14 protein-coding genes are annotated in these 14,856 nt (G+C 71.9%); 9 read left to right on the top strand and 5 right to left on the bottom strand.

The window, feature by feature from the left end:
- The first annotated feature begins 266 nt into the window (after window positions 1-266).
- The 3 genes from pyrG (at window position 267) to ABC270_RS16835 (ending at window position 3,753) form a co-directional block, all read left to right on the top strand.
- Complete coding sequence (pyrG, locus tag ABC270_RS16845; RefSeq protein WP_290133806.1) at window positions 267-1,976, top strand: CTP synthase; 1,710 nt, start codon at window positions 267-269, stop codon at window positions 1,974-1,976.
- A gap of 211 nt (window positions 1,977-2,187) precedes the next feature.
- A complete protein-coding gene (locus ABC270_RS16840; RefSeq protein ID WP_412881871.1) occupies window positions 2,188-2,757 on the top strand; it encodes an NUDIX domain-containing protein in 570 nt (189 codons plus the stop codon).
- 24 nt (window positions 2,758-2,781) lie between these two features.
- Window positions 2,782-3,753 carry a site-specific tyrosine recombinase XerD gene (locus ABC270_RS16835; protein ID WP_412881870.1) on the top strand — a complete coding sequence of 324 codons (972 nt, stop codon included), beginning with the start codon at window positions 2,782-2,784 and terminating at the stop codon, window positions 3,751-3,753.
- Window positions 3,754-3,959: 206 nt separating this feature from the next.
- Here ABC270_RS16835 and ABC270_RS16830 read toward each other — a convergent pair whose 3' ends face one another.
- The gene (locus ABC270_RS16830; protein ID WP_412881869.1) at window positions 3,960-4,406 is read right to left on the bottom strand and encodes a DUF2510 domain-containing protein; all 447 of its coding nucleotides are present in this window, start codon (window positions 4,404-4,406) and stop codon (window positions 3,960-3,962) included.
- Window positions 4,407-4,516: 110 nt separating this feature from the next.
- Window positions 4,517-5,548 carry an LLM class flavin-dependent oxidoreductase gene (locus ABC270_RS16825; protein ID WP_412881868.1) on the bottom strand — a complete coding sequence of 344 codons (1,032 nt, stop codon included), beginning with the start codon at window positions 5,546-5,548 and terminating at the stop codon, window positions 4,517-4,519.
- A gap of 80 nt (window positions 5,549-5,628) precedes the next feature.
- Here ABC270_RS16825 and ABC270_RS16820 point away from each other — a divergent pair, with 80 nt between their 5' ends.
- Both ABC270_RS16820 and ABC270_RS16815 read left to right on the top strand, forming a co-directional pair.
- Window positions 5,629-5,961 (top strand): TraR/DksA family transcriptional regulator, encoded by a 333-nt coding sequence (locus tag ABC270_RS16820; RefSeq protein WP_412881867.1) that lies wholly within the window; start codon window positions 5,629-5,631, stop codon window positions 5,959-5,961.
- A 227-nt stretch (window positions 5,962-6,188) separates the two neighbouring features.
- A complete protein-coding gene (locus ABC270_RS16815) occupies window positions 6,189-6,650 on the top strand; it encodes a TIGR02611 family protein (protein WP_412881866.1) in 462 nt (153 codons plus the stop codon).
- Window positions 6,651-6,693: 43 nt separating this feature from the next.
- Here ABC270_RS16815 and ABC270_RS16810 read toward each other — a convergent pair whose 3' ends face one another.
- Window positions 6,694-7,968 carry an MFS transporter gene (locus ABC270_RS16810; protein WP_412881865.1) on the bottom strand — a complete coding sequence of 425 codons (1,275 nt, stop codon included), beginning with the start codon at window positions 7,966-7,968 and terminating at the stop codon, window positions 6,694-6,696.
- Window positions 7,969-8,068: 100 nt separating this feature from the next.
- Between ABC270_RS16810 and ABC270_RS16805 the strand changes: the two genes are divergently transcribed.
- Together ABC270_RS16805 and ABC270_RS16800 are read left to right on the top strand one after the other, a co-directional pair.
- Window positions 8,069-8,434 (top strand): ArsR/SmtB family transcription factor, encoded by a 366-nt coding sequence (locus ABC270_RS16805; RefSeq protein ID WP_412881864.1) that lies wholly within the window; start codon window positions 8,069-8,071, stop codon window positions 8,432-8,434.
- On the top strand, window positions 8,431-10,047 hold the full coding sequence (locus ABC270_RS16800) for a DUF7059 domain-containing protein (protein WP_412881863.1): 1,617 nt from the start codon (window positions 8,431-8,433) through the stop codon (window positions 10,045-10,047). Before ABC270_RS16805 ends, ABC270_RS16800 begins: the two co-directional genes overlap by 4 nt.
- A gap of 27 nt (window positions 10,048-10,074) precedes the next feature.
- Here ABC270_RS16800 and ABC270_RS16795 read toward each other — a convergent pair whose 3' ends face one another.
- Entirely contained in the window at window positions 10,075-10,938 is an 864-nt protein-coding gene (locus tag ABC270_RS16795; protein WP_412881862.1) for an NAD-dependent epimerase/dehydratase family protein, read from the bottom strand.
- A 152-nt stretch (window positions 10,939-11,090) separates the two neighbouring features.
- Here ABC270_RS16795 and ABC270_RS16790 point away from each other — a divergent pair, with 152 nt between their 5' ends.
- Entirely contained in the window at window positions 11,091-12,803 is a 1,713-nt protein-coding gene (locus ABC270_RS16790) for an AMP-binding protein (RefSeq protein WP_412881861.1), read from the top strand.
- 53 nt (window positions 12,804-12,856) lie between these two features.
- Here ABC270_RS16790 and ABC270_RS16785 read toward each other — a convergent pair whose 3' ends face one another.
- Window positions 12,857-13,453 (bottom strand): TetR/AcrR family transcriptional regulator, encoded by a 597-nt coding sequence (locus ABC270_RS16785; RefSeq protein ID WP_412881860.1) that lies wholly within the window; start codon window positions 13,451-13,453, stop codon window positions 12,857-12,859.
- 132 nt (window positions 13,454-13,585) lie between these two features.
- Between ABC270_RS16785 and ABC270_RS16780 the strand changes: the two genes are divergently transcribed.
- Window positions 13,586-14,854 (top strand): MFS transporter, encoded by a 1,269-nt coding sequence (locus ABC270_RS16780; RefSeq protein ID WP_412881859.1) that lies wholly within the window; start codon window positions 13,586-13,588, stop codon window positions 14,852-14,854.
- Window positions 14,855-14,856: the final 2 nt, after the last annotated feature.

Below are 14,856 nucleotides of genomic sequence, written 5' to 3'. Positions count from 1 at the left end.
GGACGCGTCCGCGCGGGCGGGCGTGCCGTCTCTGTCGGGCGTGCCGTCTCTGTCCGGCGTTCCGGTTCCGTCGGGCGTGCCGTCTCTGTCGGGCGTTCCGGTTCCGTCGGGCGTGCCGGCTCCGTTGGACGTGCCGGCTCCGTTGGACGCGCTGGCTCCGTCGGACGCGCCACGGGGCGGAGCACACACCGACCACGCACCTGCCGCAACGCCCGCGGCGAACGCGGGTCGCGCCTCCCGTCCGATCTGACGTAGGATGGAAGCCCGTGGCGGACACTTACAGCGGCGGAACACAAACTTCGAACGAGACCCCGAAGGTGACGAAGCAGATCTTCGTGACCGGCGGGGTCGTCTCGTCTCTCGGCAAGGGCCTGACGGCGGCCAGCCTCGGCAACCTGCTCACGGCCCGTGGCCTCAAGGTCGTCATGCAGAAGCTCGACCCGTACCTCAACGTGGACCCGGGCACGATGAACCCGTTCCAGCACGGCGAGGTCTTCGTGACCGACGACGGCGCCGAGACCGACCTCGACATCGGCCACTACGAGCGCTTCCTCGACATCAACCTGTCGCAGGCGGCGAACGTCACGACCGGGCAGGTCTACTCGAGCGTGATCGCCAAGGAGCGCCGGGGGGAGTACCTCGGCGACACGGTCCAGGTCATCCCGCACATCACCGACGAGATCAAGCGTCGGATGCGTGAGCAGGCCGAGAACGACCCGCAGCCCGACGTCATCATCACCGAGGTCGGCGGCACGGTCGGCGACATCGAGTCGCAGCCGTTCATCGAGTCGGCGCGCCAGGTGCGGCACGAGCTCGGCCGCAACAACGTCTTCTTCGTGCACGTCTCCCTCGTGCCGTTCATGAACGCGTCCGGCGAGCAGAAGACCAAGCCGACGCAGCACTCCGTCGCTGCCCTGCGCTCGATCGGTATCCAGCCGGACGCGCTCGTCCTCCGCAGCGACCGCCCGGTGTCGGACTCGAACAAGCGCAAGATCGCCCTGATGTGCGACGTCGACGAGGACGCCGTGGTGAACGCCGTCGACGTCCCGTCGATCTACGACCTCCCGGGGCTGCTGCACGACCAGGGCCTCGACCAGGTCATCATCGACGCCCTCCGCCTCGAGGCGCACGACGTCGACTGGTCGGCGTGGAAGCCCGTCCTCGACGCGGTGCACGAGCCGAAGAAGGAGGTCACGATCGCCCTCGTCGGCAAGTACATCGACCTCCCGGACGCGTACCTCTCGGTCACCGAGGCCCTCCGCGCCGGTGGGTTCGCCCACAACGCCCGGGTGAAGCTCAAGTGGGTCGTGTCGGACGACTGCACCACGCCCGAGGGTGCCGCGAAGCACCTCGGCGACGTGGACGGCATCTGCGTCCCCGGCGGGTTCGGTGTGCGCGGCATCGAGGGCAAGCTCGGTGCGCTCCGCTTCGCCCGTGAGCAAGGCATCCCGACGCTCGGCCTGTGCCTCGGCCTGCAGTGCATGGTCATCGAGTACGCCCGCCACGAGGCCGGGCTGACCGACGCGTCGAGCACCGAGTTCGACCCCGAGACGACGACGCCGGTCATCGCGACCATGGCGGAGCAGGTGGACATCATCGCCGGCGGTGACCTCGGCGGGACGATGCGCCTCGGTCTGTACCCGGCGCACTTCACCGACGGGTCGCTCGCGGCGGAGCTGTACGGCGCCCCGGAGGCGTCGGAGCGTCACCGCCACCGCTACGAGGTGAACAACCACTACCGCCAGCAGATCGCGGACGCCGGCCTGGTGTTCTCGGGCACCTCGCCCGACGGCACGCTCGTCGAGTACGTGGAGCTGCCGCGCGAGGTGCACCCGTTCTACATCGCCACGCAGGCGCACCCGGAGCTCCGGTCGCGTCCGACGAACGCGCACCCGCTGTTCGCCGGGCTCGTCGGTGCGGCGATCGAGCGTGCGGGTGCCTCGAGCCTGTTCGACCCGCAGGAGTCGGCTGCCTGACGCGACCGAGACGCGGACGGGAGGCACGGTGCCAGCTGGCACCGCGCCTCCCGTCCGTTACATGGTCGCGTTCCGCTGCTTGCGGTCGGGTTCCGCCCCTTGCGGTCGGGTTCCATCGAGCGGAACCAGGTTCCGGACCTAGCACCACGGAAAAGCGCGGTGCTGTGTCCGGAACCTGGTTCCGGCGAGCGGGCGTGCTTGGATTGACCACGTGACCGACGCACCCATCGCAGACGAGCCCACCTCCTTCGACGTCACCGACTCCGAGGTCGTGTACGAGGGCGTCGTGTGGAACGTCAAGCGGGACACCGTCGCGTACGGCGACGGCTCCATGGTCCGCGAGTACATCGACCACACGGGCGCCGTCGCGGTCTACGCCGAGGACGACGAGGGGCGTGTCCTCGTCATCCAGCAGTACCGGCACCCGGTCCGGGTGCGCGACTGGGAGCTGCCCGCGGGTCTCCTCGACCACCCGGGTGAGGACCACCTCGTGGCCGCGAAGCGCGAGCTGGCCGAAGAAGCCGACGTCGAGGCCGACGAGTGGGAGCACCTCGTCACGTACAACACGTCGTCCGGGGGGAGCGACGAGTTCCTCGAGATCTACCGTGCACGCGGCATCCGGGCCGCCGAGTCGGCGTTCGAGCGTGAGGCCGAGGAAGCCGACATCGTGAAGCGGTGGGTGCCCCGTGCCGAGTTGGTGGAGGCGATCCTCGACGGTCGGCTGCACAACTCCGGGTTGGTCGTCGCGGTCCTCGCCGCCGATGCCGCTGCCCGTCGGTAGCGTGCCGGCCGTCACGGTGACCAGGTGACCGCGCTCGACCGGGCCACGGAGACCTACCTGCGGCACGTCGCGATCGAGCGCGGGTTGTCGCAGCACACGGTGGCGGCGTACCGTCGCGACCTCGCGGTGTTCGCGACGTGGTTGGCGGACGCTCCCGTCGTCGACTCCGCGGGCGCCGACCGAGCCGGCGGTGCCGCGGCGGTCGAGGACGTGGGCCGCCTGGCGCGGGCAGACGTCGCCGGCTTCGTGGAGCACCTCGCCACCCGACCGGAGCCGCTCGCACCGCGGTCGATCGCCCGGATGCTCAGCTCCGTGCGGTCCTTCACGGCGTTCGCTGCGGGGGAGGGGTGGCTGCCGCTCGACCCCGGCACCGCGGTCCGGCCGCCGAAGGCCCCGATGCGGCTGCCGAAGGCGATCTCCGTGGACGACATGGAGCGGCTGCTCGGCGCGGTCGTCGGGGACGATCCCGTGCAACTGCGGGACCGGGCGCTGCTCGAACTGCTCTACGCCACGGGGGCGCGCATCTCCGAGGCTGTGGGCCTGTCGGTGGACGACGTGCTGTCCGAGGACGAGTCCGGCGTGTCCGTCGTGCGGGTGACGGGCAAGGGGAACAAACAGCGGATCGTGCCGCTCGGCAGCTTCGCCCGGGCAGCGATCGACGCCTACCTCGTCCGGGCCAGGCCGGTGTTCGCTGCGCGGGGGCCGTCGACGCCGGCGCTGTTCCTCGGTGCGCGCGGGGCACGGCTGTCACGGCAGAGCGCGTGGCTCGTGATCCAGGCAGCGGCATCGGCGGCTGGTCTCGAGGCGCACGTTTCGCCGCACACCTTCCGGCACTCGTTCGCCACGCACCTGCTCGAGGGCGGGGCGGACGTCCGGGTCGTGCAGGAGTTGCTCGGGCACGCGAGCGTCGCGACGACGCAGATCTACACGATGGTCACGGCGGACATGCTGCGGGACGTGTACCAGACGGCGCACCCGCGGGCGCGGCGGGGGTAGGTTCGCGCGGCGTCGCGGGCGCCAGCGGAGCGCCCTGTCGCACCGCGGCAGCGGTGTCGGACCGGCCGTGGGTGTTCGCACAACCAAAGACGATCGGCGCCACGGTTGCACCCCAGTGCGATCGGACTTCGGTTGTGCGAACGGAAGCCGCGCCACGACCGCGCCGATGTCGCACACGGGCGAGCGTCGGTGGGCGGACGCCGGGGTCAGAACAGGTGGAACTGCGCCGAGGCGGCGACGGCCGCCGTGGCGACCGCCACCACGAGGGCGCTCGCGGCGATGCTCCGTGAGAGCACCCGCCAGCGTCCGGTCGCCCGCGGAGCGATCACTGCCGCCGCTCCGACCGCCAGGGCGGCCGCACTGACGAGCCCGAGCGGGTTCCAGACCGCCGAGAGCGCCGCAGCCAGGGCAGCGACGACGGTCAGTGCGCAGAGCCGGCGGACGGCCCCGGCGTCGGACGCCCACGGACGGGTCCGGACCGCCGCGGTGCCGACCGAGAACGAGGGTCCCACCGGCGCGACCACCACGGGCACGACCGGCTCCGTCCGGGTCGGCAGGGCGCGGGTTGCTTCCGCCCAGGTACGACCGTCCCACCAGCGCAGTCGCGTCGCGTCCTGCGGATCGGGGAACCAGCCGGCGGCCGGGAGCGTCACGGGGTCCTCCTCGAGGAGACGGAGTTCGGTCGGTACCCCTCGACGCTATGCGAGCGCGCGGACCCTGGGCATGCCCAGACCGGGTGTCGGCAACAAGGGGGACCAGCGCATCAGGCGGGCACCGGAGCGGCGTCCACCTCCGCGAAGACGTCCTTCACCGCGGCGAGGAGCCTGGCGTTGAAGTCGACGCCCAGCTGGTTCGGCACGGTGACGAGCACGGTGTCGGCAGCGCGGACGGCCCGGTCGGCGGCGAGCTCCGCGACGAGGTCCTCCGGCGTCCCGATGTACGAGCGGCCGAACCGTGCGAGGCCGCCGTCGAGGTGTCCGACCTGGTCCTGTCCCTCGACCTGGGCCCGGACACCGAAGTAGTGGCGGGACTCGTCGTCGATGATCGGGATGATGCTCCGCGAGACCGAGACCCGCGGCGTGCGCTCCCACCCCATCTGCTCCCAGGTCGTCCGGAACCGCTCGATCTGCTCGGCCTGGAGCTCGTCGAACGGCACGCCGGTGTCCTCGGTCAGCAGGGTCGACGACATGAGGTTCATGCCCTGCTCGGCGGTCCACTCGGCGGTGGCGCGGGTGCCGGCGCCCCACCAGATGCGGTCGGACAGGGTGTCGGAGAGCGGGAACACCGGCAGCGAGCCGGTCGTCCCCGTCATCTGCGGGTTCGCGTTCGCCATCGGCTCGCCGGCGATCGCCCGACGGAAGACGCTCGTGTGCGAGCGCGCGAGGTCGGCACCGTTCGGGTCGCCGGCGTCCGGCACGTAGCCGAACTGCTGGTACCCCGCGAGGGCGGTCTCGGGTGATCCACGCGAGACGCCGAGCTGCAGCCGGCCACCCGAGATGAGGTCGGTGGCGGCTGCTTCCTCGGCCATGTAGAGCGGGTTCTCGTACCGCATGTCGATGACGCCGGTGCCGATCTCGATGCGGCTGGTCCGGGCGGCGATCGCGGAGAGCAGCGGGAACGGTGCGGCCTGCTGCGGCGCGAAGTGGTGCACGCGGAAGTAGGCGCCGTCGACACCCGCCTCCTCGGCGGCGACGGCGAGGTCGACCGCCTGCACGAGGGCCTCGCGCGCACTGCGCACCTTGGACCCCGGCACGTCGCGCCAGTGTCCGAACGACAGGAACCCGATCTTGGTCATGTCGATGCGAACGCATCCGAGCGGGCGTCCATTCCGGGGGGGGGGGGGAGCCGAGCAGGCCCGGACTACCGTGGTGAGTCATGGACGACTCCCGCGCCGCGCTCACCGCCGAGCGCCTCCGGAACGAGCGCCTGCTGGCCGGTGTCGAGCAGAGCATGCGCGACGTCAGCGACGCCCGGCAGGACGCGAACGCCGACGACGAGCACGACCCCGAGGGCGCGACGCTCGCGTGGGAGCGCGGCTCGCTCGGTGCGGTCCGCGACGACGCCCGCGAGCGGATCCGACTGGTGGACGCCGCGCTGGCGCGGCTCGACGCGGGGACGTACGGCCGCTGCGCGGTCGGTGGGGAGCCGATCCCGGAGGCCCGCCTGGCCGCCGTCCCGTGGGCGGCGACGTGCGTCGCCCACGCGTGACGAGCCTCCAGGCAGTCCCGCGTCGGTGCTGTGGACCGACGCGACGCCCCGGGAGCCGCGTTCGGATCGACGCGACGCCGCGGAAGGCACGTCCGGTTCGACGCGACGCCCCGGAACGAGCGTCCGGATCGACACGACCCGACCGGGAGGAGGCGCGGTGCACGCCGTCCAGGCCACTGCCGTCCACCACGGCGCAGTTTCCCAGCCGCGGCCCCTACCGTGCCGACATGGACCGCACACCCGACGAGCGACCCGACGCCGCGGAGCAGAACGGCGCCGTCGAGCCCTCCGAGGCGGGGCGTCACCGTTTCCAGTGGTTCCGTGACCTCCGCGCGTGGATCCACGCGCGTCCGCACGTGCACCTCGTCTACAAGGTGCTCGTCGGGGTCGTCGGCGGGCTGGTCGTCGTGGTCGGTCTGATCCTCGTCCCGCTGCCGGGGCCGGGCTGGCTCGTGGTCTTCATCGGCCTGACGATCCTCGCGAGCGAGTTCCACTTCTTCCACCGGATCATCACGTGGCTGCGGGCACAGCTCCACCGCTTCTGGGACTGGGCGAAGACCCGCGGTCCGAAGTGGCTGCGCAACATCGCGGACCGGGGCAAGGCGGACGTGGACGCCGCGCACGCCGACGCGCACCGCAACATGGGGATGCAGGCCCGCGCGCCGAAGCACCCGCGCCCCGGCCACTGAACCGGCTTCGCTGCCGGGGTGGCTCGGGGCACGCGGTGCGCCCTCAGTCGGTGGCCGCGGCTCGCCGCTCGGCGCAGGTCCGGGCGGATCCGGTGGCGGTGCGCTCGACGACCTCGGCCGCCTGCTCCTCGACCGCGGCCCGCCGGGTCGACGCGAGCTGCAGGACGAGGGCGGTGGCGGCTGCGAGGACGATGAACGCCCCGTAGCCGGCGAGCACCGGGACGAAGCCGAACGCCGGTTCGACCAGGCCTGCCACGACGGCGGGGACGCCGAAGGCCAGGTAGCTGACGATGTAGATCGTCGACAGGAGCCCGGCGCGGTGGGTCGGGGCGGCGGTCGCGAGGAGCATCCGGAGCGGTGCCTGGAACCCGGCGCCGAACCCGACGCCGGCGATCGCGCTGCCGACGACGAGGCCGGGCAGCGAGTGCGCGAAGACGAACGAGACGGTGACGACCGGACCGACGATGAGCGCGACGAGCCCGAGCAGGAGGCTGCGGCGGGTGTCGAAGCGCTGGATCGCGAGCCCGGTGAGCCCGCCGACCCCGGTCACGACGGCGATGAGCGCTCCCGCGGCGAAGTGGTCCTGGATACCGAACACCGCGTTCAGCGCCGAGGGCACGAGCGAGAGGAAGAGGCCGCCGAGGGCCCAGCTCGCCACGAGGGCGCCGGCGACGCTGCGGAACAGCACGCGGGACGCGCGCGGGACCGACACGGTCGGTCGGAGCGATCGGAGTGCTCCCGGTCGGCGGGTGACCCGCTCGGGGACCACGACGAGGGCGATCACCAGGACGAGCAGCAGCGCACCGAAGACCACGTAGACGAGCTGCTCGGGCGCGGGACCCCACTCGACGAGGGCGCCGCTGGACAGTGCACCGGTCGCGAGGGCGAACGGTGGGACGGCGCCGTTGAGGACCCCGGCGAGGGACGGGAACCGCTCGAGCGAGTGGTCGATGAGTGCCGCACCGAGCGCGCCGATCAACAGCCCGACCGCGACGCCCTGGACGATCCGGTCGAGGATCAGCGCTCCGAGGCCGTCAGCGCGCGTGAAGAGCACGAGGGATGCGACGAGCAGCAGGCCGCCGGCGAAGAGGACGGGCTTCCGGCCGACGTGGTCCGACAGACGTCCGGCGACGAGCATCGTGACGAGCAGTCCGGCGACGTAGATCGCGAACACCGCCGTGAGCATGAGCGGCGTGAGGTGCCACTCGGCCGCGTAGACGGGGTAGATGGGCGACGGCACCGAGGAGGACGCCATCGCGGCGAGGAGCACCGCGGCCAGGATCCAGAACCCGGCGACCGAGCGAGCTGACTGCTGCATGAGCACCCTTCCGAGGAGGTCTTGTACGACTGCATTCGTACCGTAGATGACTGTACGACGCAAGTCGTACAGCGAGGTGAACGGTGCTACCGTCTCGTGCATGCCCGCCAACGTCGATGCCCCGGAACGGCTGCCCCAGCCGACCGTCGCCGAGATGGACCTGCCCGTCGTCCTCGACGCCCTGAGCGACCCGATCCGTCTCGCGATCCTGCACCGGTACCTGATCGACGCCGCGGGAGGCGTGCGGAGTTGCGGGTGGGTCGGCATCGACCGGCCGAAGTCGACGCTGACGCACCACTTCCGCGTCCTGCGCGAGGCCGGGCTGCTCGAGCAGCACCAGGAGGGCCTCGTCCGCTCGAGCCGCGTGCGGACCGACGAGGTGCAGCAGCGCTTCCCCGGGCTGCTCGACCTGGTCGCGGCGTGGGAGGTCCCGGCGGCCCTCATGCGCGAGGACGTCGCCCCGTGAGCCCGGCCGCTCGTCCGGCGCACGTGCTCCCGACGATCAGCACCGATCCCGGCGCGGTGGCCGCGATCGCCGCCGACCTGGACGCCGCGGGCTTCACCGTCGAACGACTCGACGCGCTGTGGGGGACCGAGGCCGCGGCGTCCCTGCACCGCGGATCGCGGGTGGCCGCGCTGCGTGCGCTCGCGTCGCGGGAGCCGTCGCCGCTCGCCACGCTCGCCACCCTCTTCGTCCTCGGGCTGCCGGTGTCGCGTGCCCATGCGGACACCGCGTTCCCGACGGCCGGCGTCGACCGGGTCGTCGCCGCGGGACTCCTGCGGCACGACACCACGAGCACCGACGACTCCGGGCTCCCGCTCGACCCCGCCGACGCGCTCGTGCACCCCACCGTCGACCTCCGCCCGTACGCCTTCGTCGACGACCTCGGTGCCGGCAGCTGGTGGATCGTCTCGGACCTCGGCGAGCTCGCCCTCGGCACGGCCCTGGGGGAGGAACACGTGCTCGGCATCGGCGGTGCCACCACGACGCTCTCCGGCCTGCAGGTGCCCGTGCCCGTCGGCCGGGTGCTCGACCTCGGTACCGGGTGCGGCATCCAGGCGATGCACGCCCGACGGTTCGCCGACGAGGTCGTCGCCACCGACATCTCCCGTCGTGCGCTCGACATCGCCCGCTTCAACACCGCGCTGAACGGCCTGGACGGCATCGAGTTCCGGCTCGGCTCGCTGTTCGAACCCGTCGCCGGCGAGCGCTTCGACCGGATCGTCTCGAACCCGCCGTTCGTGATCACACCCCGCCGCGAGGGTGTCCCGTCGGACGAGTACCGCGACGGCGGCATGGTCGGAGACGCCCTCGTCGAGACCGTCCTGCGCGGCCTGGGCGAGCACCTCGAACCCGGCGGGACGGCACAGCTCCTCGGCAACTGGGAGTACCGCTGGGGCTCCGACGGCCTCGACCGGGTGCGCTCCTGGTTCGCGGACTCCGACCTCGACGTCTGGGTGGTCGAGCGGGAGCGCGAGGACCCGCCCGCCTACGCGGAGACGTGGATCCGCGACGGCGGGACGAAGCCCGGGACGCCCGAGTTCGACCACCTCGTCGACGCCTGGCTCGACGACTTCCGCGACCGCCGCGTCACGGGCGTCGGGTTCGGCTACGCCGTCGTGCGTCGACCGGCGGCTGACAACGGGCGACCGGGAGGCACGACCCGCCTCCGCCGGTTCGAGCGCGTTCCCGAGACGCTCGGGTCGAACCCCGCGGGGGTCGGCGCCACGGTCGCGCGCGGCCTCGACGCGGCCACCTGGCTCGCCGACCACGACGACGACGCGCTCGCCGCCGCCCACCTGCGCGTCGCCGGCGACGTCACCGAGGAACGGTACTACTGGCCGGGCAACGACGACCCGACCGTGATGACGCTCGTGCAGGGCGGCGGGTTCGGTCGACGGGTGGACGCGGACACGGCGCTCGCCGCGTTCGTCGGCGCGTGCGACGGCGAGCTCTCCGTGCGGGCCATCGCCGGGGCGATCGCGCAGATCACCGGCGTGGACGAGGACGTGCTCGTGGCCGACCTGCTGCCACGAGCGCGCGACCTCGTCCTCGACGGACTCCTGCTGCCCGCCTGATCGGTCGTCGTTCGACCGAGGCGCGGCTCAGGCGCGGTGGTCGCGCCAGCTGTGCTCGGGTGCGTAGCCGAGCAGTTCGCGCGCCTTCTCGCTCGAGAGCAGCGAGCTGACACCGTCGATGTCGCTCCGGCGCTCGATGTCGGGCACGAACTGCTCGACCAACTCGATCGTCGGGGTGTCCATCACGGTGTCCGGGCTGGCGATCACGAACGCCTCGAACCCGGTGAGGTCGGCTTCGAGGGCCCGCCGGACCGCCTGGGCACCGTCGCGGGAGTCGATGTAGGACCACAGGTTGAAGGTCTTCGCCTCCGGGGTGGCGTCCCACGGGAACGACGGGTAGTCGGTCTCGTCCATGACGTTCGAGAACCGCAGGCCGATCATCTTCAGCTCCGGGTCCCACCGGGTGAAGTGGCGCGCCATCTCCTCCTCGACGGCCTTGCCCAGGGAGTACGACGACTGCGGACGGACCGGGAACTCCTCGTCGACGGGCAGGTAGGGCGGGTGGTGCTCGCCCATCGGGATGCCGAGGAGGGTCTCGCTCGACGCCCACACCAGGTTCTTGATGCCCGCCTGGCGAGCGGCGTGGAAGACGTTGATCGACGACGTCACGTTGTTCGTGATGAGCGCCACGTCCGGCACCTGGCCGGGAGCGGGGACGGCGGCGAGGTGCACCACGGCGTCGACGTGGTCGTAGCGGTCGTCCACACCGAGCAGCACGTTCAGGACCTGTCCGTGGTCGGTGAGGTCGGTTCGGATGAACGGCACCCGCTCGGGCTTGTCCGGTGAGGGAACCCGGTCGACGAGCACGACGTCGTACCCGTGCTCGTCCAGGTGCCGGACCACGGCCCGTCCGAGCTTCCCGCTGCCTCCGGTGACCACCACGCGCGTCATCGCGTCTCCTCTTCGTCGAGTGTTGCGTACCCGACCATCCTGCCCGGTACGGGGTGGACGGAACCAGGCACGGGCGGTACCTGTCCGGCGGACGCTGCACGGGCCTCCCGGCCGACGGGCGTGCGCGCAGCAGCATCGGGCATGATCGTCTGGTGTCCTCCCCCGACGTGACCGCCGCCTTCCGTGCCGCGCGCGACCAGCTCCTCGACGCGGCCTCTGCCGAACAGGCCCGTGCCGACTTCACCTGGCCCGACGTCGGCGAGACGTTCAACTGGGCGGACGACTGGTTCGACGTCGTCGCGCGCGGCAACGACCGCACGGCGCTGCACCTCGTCGACGCGGAGCGCGACCGGCGGTTCAGCTACGCCGAGATGGCGGCGCGGTCCGACCGGCTCGCAGCCTTCCTGCACGCCCACGGCGTCCGGAAGGGCGACCACGTGCTCCTCATGCTCGGCAACCAGCTCGAGATCTGGGAGACGATGCTCGCGGTGATGAAGGTCGGCGCTGTGATCCTGCCGACGACCACCATGCTCGACACCGCGGACCTGCAGGACCGCGTCGACCGCGGTGCCGTGGCGCACGTCGTGACGAACTCGAGCGAGACCACGAAGTTCGACGGCGTGCACGGCGACTTCTCGCGCATCGCCGTCGGCGGCGCGGTCGACGGCTGGACGGCCTACCCGACCGACCTCGGCGAGCCCGCTCCGGCGGACGAGCAGCGCCCGGTCGTCCGGACCCTGGCGACCGACCCGTGCTTGGTGTACTTCACGTCCGGCACGACCTCGAAGCCGAAGATGGTCGTGCACTCGCAGACCTCGTACCCGGTCGGGCACCTCAGCACCATGCACTGGATCGGCGTCCGACCGGGCGACGTCCACCTCGCGATCAGCTCGCCGGGCTGGGGCAAGCACGCGTGGAGCTGTTTCTTCGCGCCGTGGATCGCCGAGGCCACGATCTTCGTGCACGACACCCCGCGGTTCGACCCCGTGGCGCTGCTCGCCGCGCTCGACCGGCACGAGGTGACCTCGTTCTGCGCCCCGCCGACCGCCTGGCGGATGATGCTGCAGGGCGACCTCGGAGCCCGGCCGAGGGCGCTCCGTGAGGTCGTCTCCGCGGGGGAGCCGCTCAACCCCGAGGTGATCGACCGGGTCGCCGACGCGTGGGGCATGACGATCCGCGACGGCTACGGCCAGACCGAGACCACGGCGATCATCGGCAACCCGCCCGGCGCTCCCGTCACCCCCGGTGCGATGGGCACGCCACTGCCCGGTGTCGACGTCGTGCTGCTCGACCCGGTCACCGGCGAGCGGACCGACGAGGGCGAGGTCTGCCTCGACCTGACGCGCCGCCCGTTGAACCTCATGTCCGGCTACCTCGGGGACCCCGACCGCACCGAGGACGCGATGCGCGACGGGTTCTTTCACACCGGCGACATCGCCTCACGCGACGCCGACGGGCAGCTCACGTTCATCGGCCGGACCGACGACGTCTTCAAGTCCTCCGACTACAAGGTGTCGCCGTTCGAGGTCGAGAGTGCCCTGCTGCAGCACCCCGCCGTCGCCGAGAGCGCCGTCGTGCCCGCTCCGGACGCCGCGCGGCTCAACATCGTGAAGGCCTACGTGACGCTCGCCGCGGGGTGGGTCGGGGACGCGGACACCGCCCTGCAGGTCCTGCAGCACGCCCGTGCTGCACTGCCGGCCTACGCCCGGGTCCGCCGGGTGGAGTTCGCGGAGCTGCCGAAGACGATCTCGGGCAAGATCCGCCGGGTCGAGCTGCGGGAGCGTGAGGAGCGGGCGGCCGCGGCCGGGGTCCCGGTCGAGGGGGAGTGGCGCGAGGACGGGTTCCCGGAGCTCCGGCGCAGCTGACGCGCGCGGCGCGCGGTGAGCGACGCCGCGGCGTGCGCAGCATCCGCTGCTCGTCAGTGGGTGACCCCGGCCTCGGCTTGCGTGACCGCGAGCTGCGCGATGAGCTCGACGTGCGCGGCCATGTCCCGCGACGGGTCGTACAGCCACTGGATCTGCATGCCGTCGGACACCGCGAGCATGATGCTCGCCAGGGCCTCGGTGTCGATGCCGGCTCGGAGGCGTCCGGCGTCCTGCATCTCGCGGAGCTGCCGGGCCATCGTCGTCCGGCCGTTCTCGTAGCGCTGCTGGAAGTAGTCGTGCGCCGCGTGTTCCGGATCGGTCGCGGCCGCAGCGGACAGGTTGACGAACATCTGCACGAGCCCGGGGACCTCGGCGTTGTGCCGCACCACGGCGGCGAGGAGCTGGGCCGGGTCCGACGCCTGCCAGTCGTGCGCGTCGTCGATCGCGTCACGGCGCTTGAGGACCTCGACCCAGAGCTCGTCCTTGGAGTCGAAGTAGTGCAGCAGCCCGGCCTGGGTGAGCCCGACCGCGTCGGCGATGTCCTTGATGCTGGTGCGGCGGAACCCGTTCACGGCGACGAGGTCGAGCGCGATCGAGAGGATCTCCTCGCGCTTCGCGATGCCCTTTGCGTACGAACCCCGTCGTGCCATGCGGTGACGATACCGCTCGCAGCGCACCGGATAAACCAAGCGTAAGTAGGTTTTGGGTGCTACCGTGGACGCAGCCGCCGAGGAAGGCGTGCGAGTCACCGGCGCTGGTGGCGTACCCGGAAGAAGGACCCAGTGGCCAACGACGCCCTGACCATGGCCGACACCCCGACCGCAGTCGCCCCCACGCACGGCCGCGGCAACCCGCTGATGTACACGCTCGGCATGCCGATCGCGATGTTCGGCCTGTTCATCGCCCTCCTGCCGCCCGTGCTCGTCGCGATGGCGCTCAAGGTCGCCGAGATCGCGCCGCAGGACCAGGCCGGCGTGCTCGGCACCGCACTCGGCATCGGCGCCTTCGCGGCGATGGTCGCCAACCCCCTGGCCGGTCGCCTGAGCGACCGGACCGCCGGGAGGCTCGGCATGCGCCGTCCGTGGATCATCGGTGGCACCCTGGTCGGCTTCGCAGCCCTCGTGGTCGTCGCGACGACGTCCTCCGTCGTCGTCCTCGTGGTCGCCTGGGGCGTCGCGCAGATCGCGTACAACGCGACGATCGCCGCACTCACGGCGGTCATGCCCGACCACGTCACCCGCTCGCAACGCGGCCGCGTCGCCGCGCTCCTCGGGCTGGCGCAGAACCTGGCGCTCGTCGGCGGCACCTTCCTCGTGCAGCTGTTCTCGACCTCGGCCACGCAGATGATCGTCCCCGGGGCGATCGGGTCGGCGCTCGTCGTGCTCTACGCCGTGCTCTTCCGCGACCGCGTGCTCGTGAACCGGCCGACGTCGAAGCTCGGCGTCGGGCAGCTCTTCGGGTCGTTCGTCTTCAACCCGGTCAAGCACCCGGACCTCGGCTGGGCCTGGCTCACCCGCTTCATGATGGTGGCCGCGCAGTACACGGCGGTGTCCTACCTGACGTACTTCCTCCGCGACGACATCGGGGTGGGTGACGCGGACCTCGCGAACGCGGTCTTCCAGGGCACGCTGTGGAACGTCGTCGGTATCGTCCTGACCTCGCTCGTCGCCGGCTGGCTGTCCGACCGGCTCGGACGCCGCAAGCTCTTCGTCGCGGTCGCCGGTGTCGTCGGGGTCGTCGGTCTCGTGCTCATCGCGCTCGCCCCGTCGCTGTCGATGGTGCTCGTCGGCGAGTTCGTCATGGGCGCCGGCATGGGGGTCTTCTACGCGGTCGACCTCGCGCTCATCACCGACGTGCTGCCCTCGGACCAGGACAACGCGAAGGATCTCGGCGTCGTGAACATCGCCCAGGCCCTCCCGCAGTCGATCGTCCCGGCCGCCGCCCCCGGCGTGATCGCCCTCACCGGCGGCTACAGCGGCTTCTTCATCACCGGAGCGGTGGTCGGCCTGCTCGGCATCGCCTCCGTCTCCCGCATCCGCGGCGTGCGCTGACG

The organism is Curtobacterium phoenicis, from assembly GCF_047238015.1.
Lineage (GTDB): Bacteria > Actinomycetota > Actinomycetes > Actinomycetales > Microbacteriaceae > Curtobacterium.
Note: the sequence above shows the minus strand (reverse complement) of the source record. Positions and strands in the feature narration are given on the sequence as shown.

Bases quoted from the DNA above. Each gene is read 5' to 3' on its own strand.
- ABC270_RS16825 (WP_412881868.1), bottom strand. From the start codon at position 5,548: ATGACCAAGATCGGGTTCCTGTCGTTCGGACACTGGCGCGACGTGCCG.
- ABC270_RS16820 (WP_412881867.1), top strand. From the start codon at position 5,629: ATGGACGACTCCCGCGCCGCGCTCACCGCCGAGCGCCTCCGGAACGAG.
- ABC270_RS16815 (WP_412881866.1), top strand. From the start codon at position 6,189: ATGGACCGCACACCCGACGAGCGACCCGACGCCGCGGAGCAGAACGGC.
- ABC270_RS16810 (WP_412881865.1), bottom strand. From the start codon at position 7,968: ATGCAGCAGTCAGCTCGCTCGGTCGCCGGGTTCTGGATCCTGGCCGCG.
- ABC270_RS16805 (WP_412881864.1), top strand. From the start codon at position 8,069: ATGCCCGCCAACGTCGATGCCCCGGAACGGCTGCCCCAGCCGACCGTC.
- ABC270_RS16795 (WP_412881862.1), bottom strand. From the start codon at position 10,938: ATGACGCGCGTGGTGGTCACCGGAGGCAGCGGGAAGCTCGGACGGGCC.
- ABC270_RS16785 (WP_412881860.1), bottom strand. From the start codon at position 13,453: ATGGCACGACGGGGTTCGTACGCAAAGGGCATCGCGAAGCGCGAGGAG.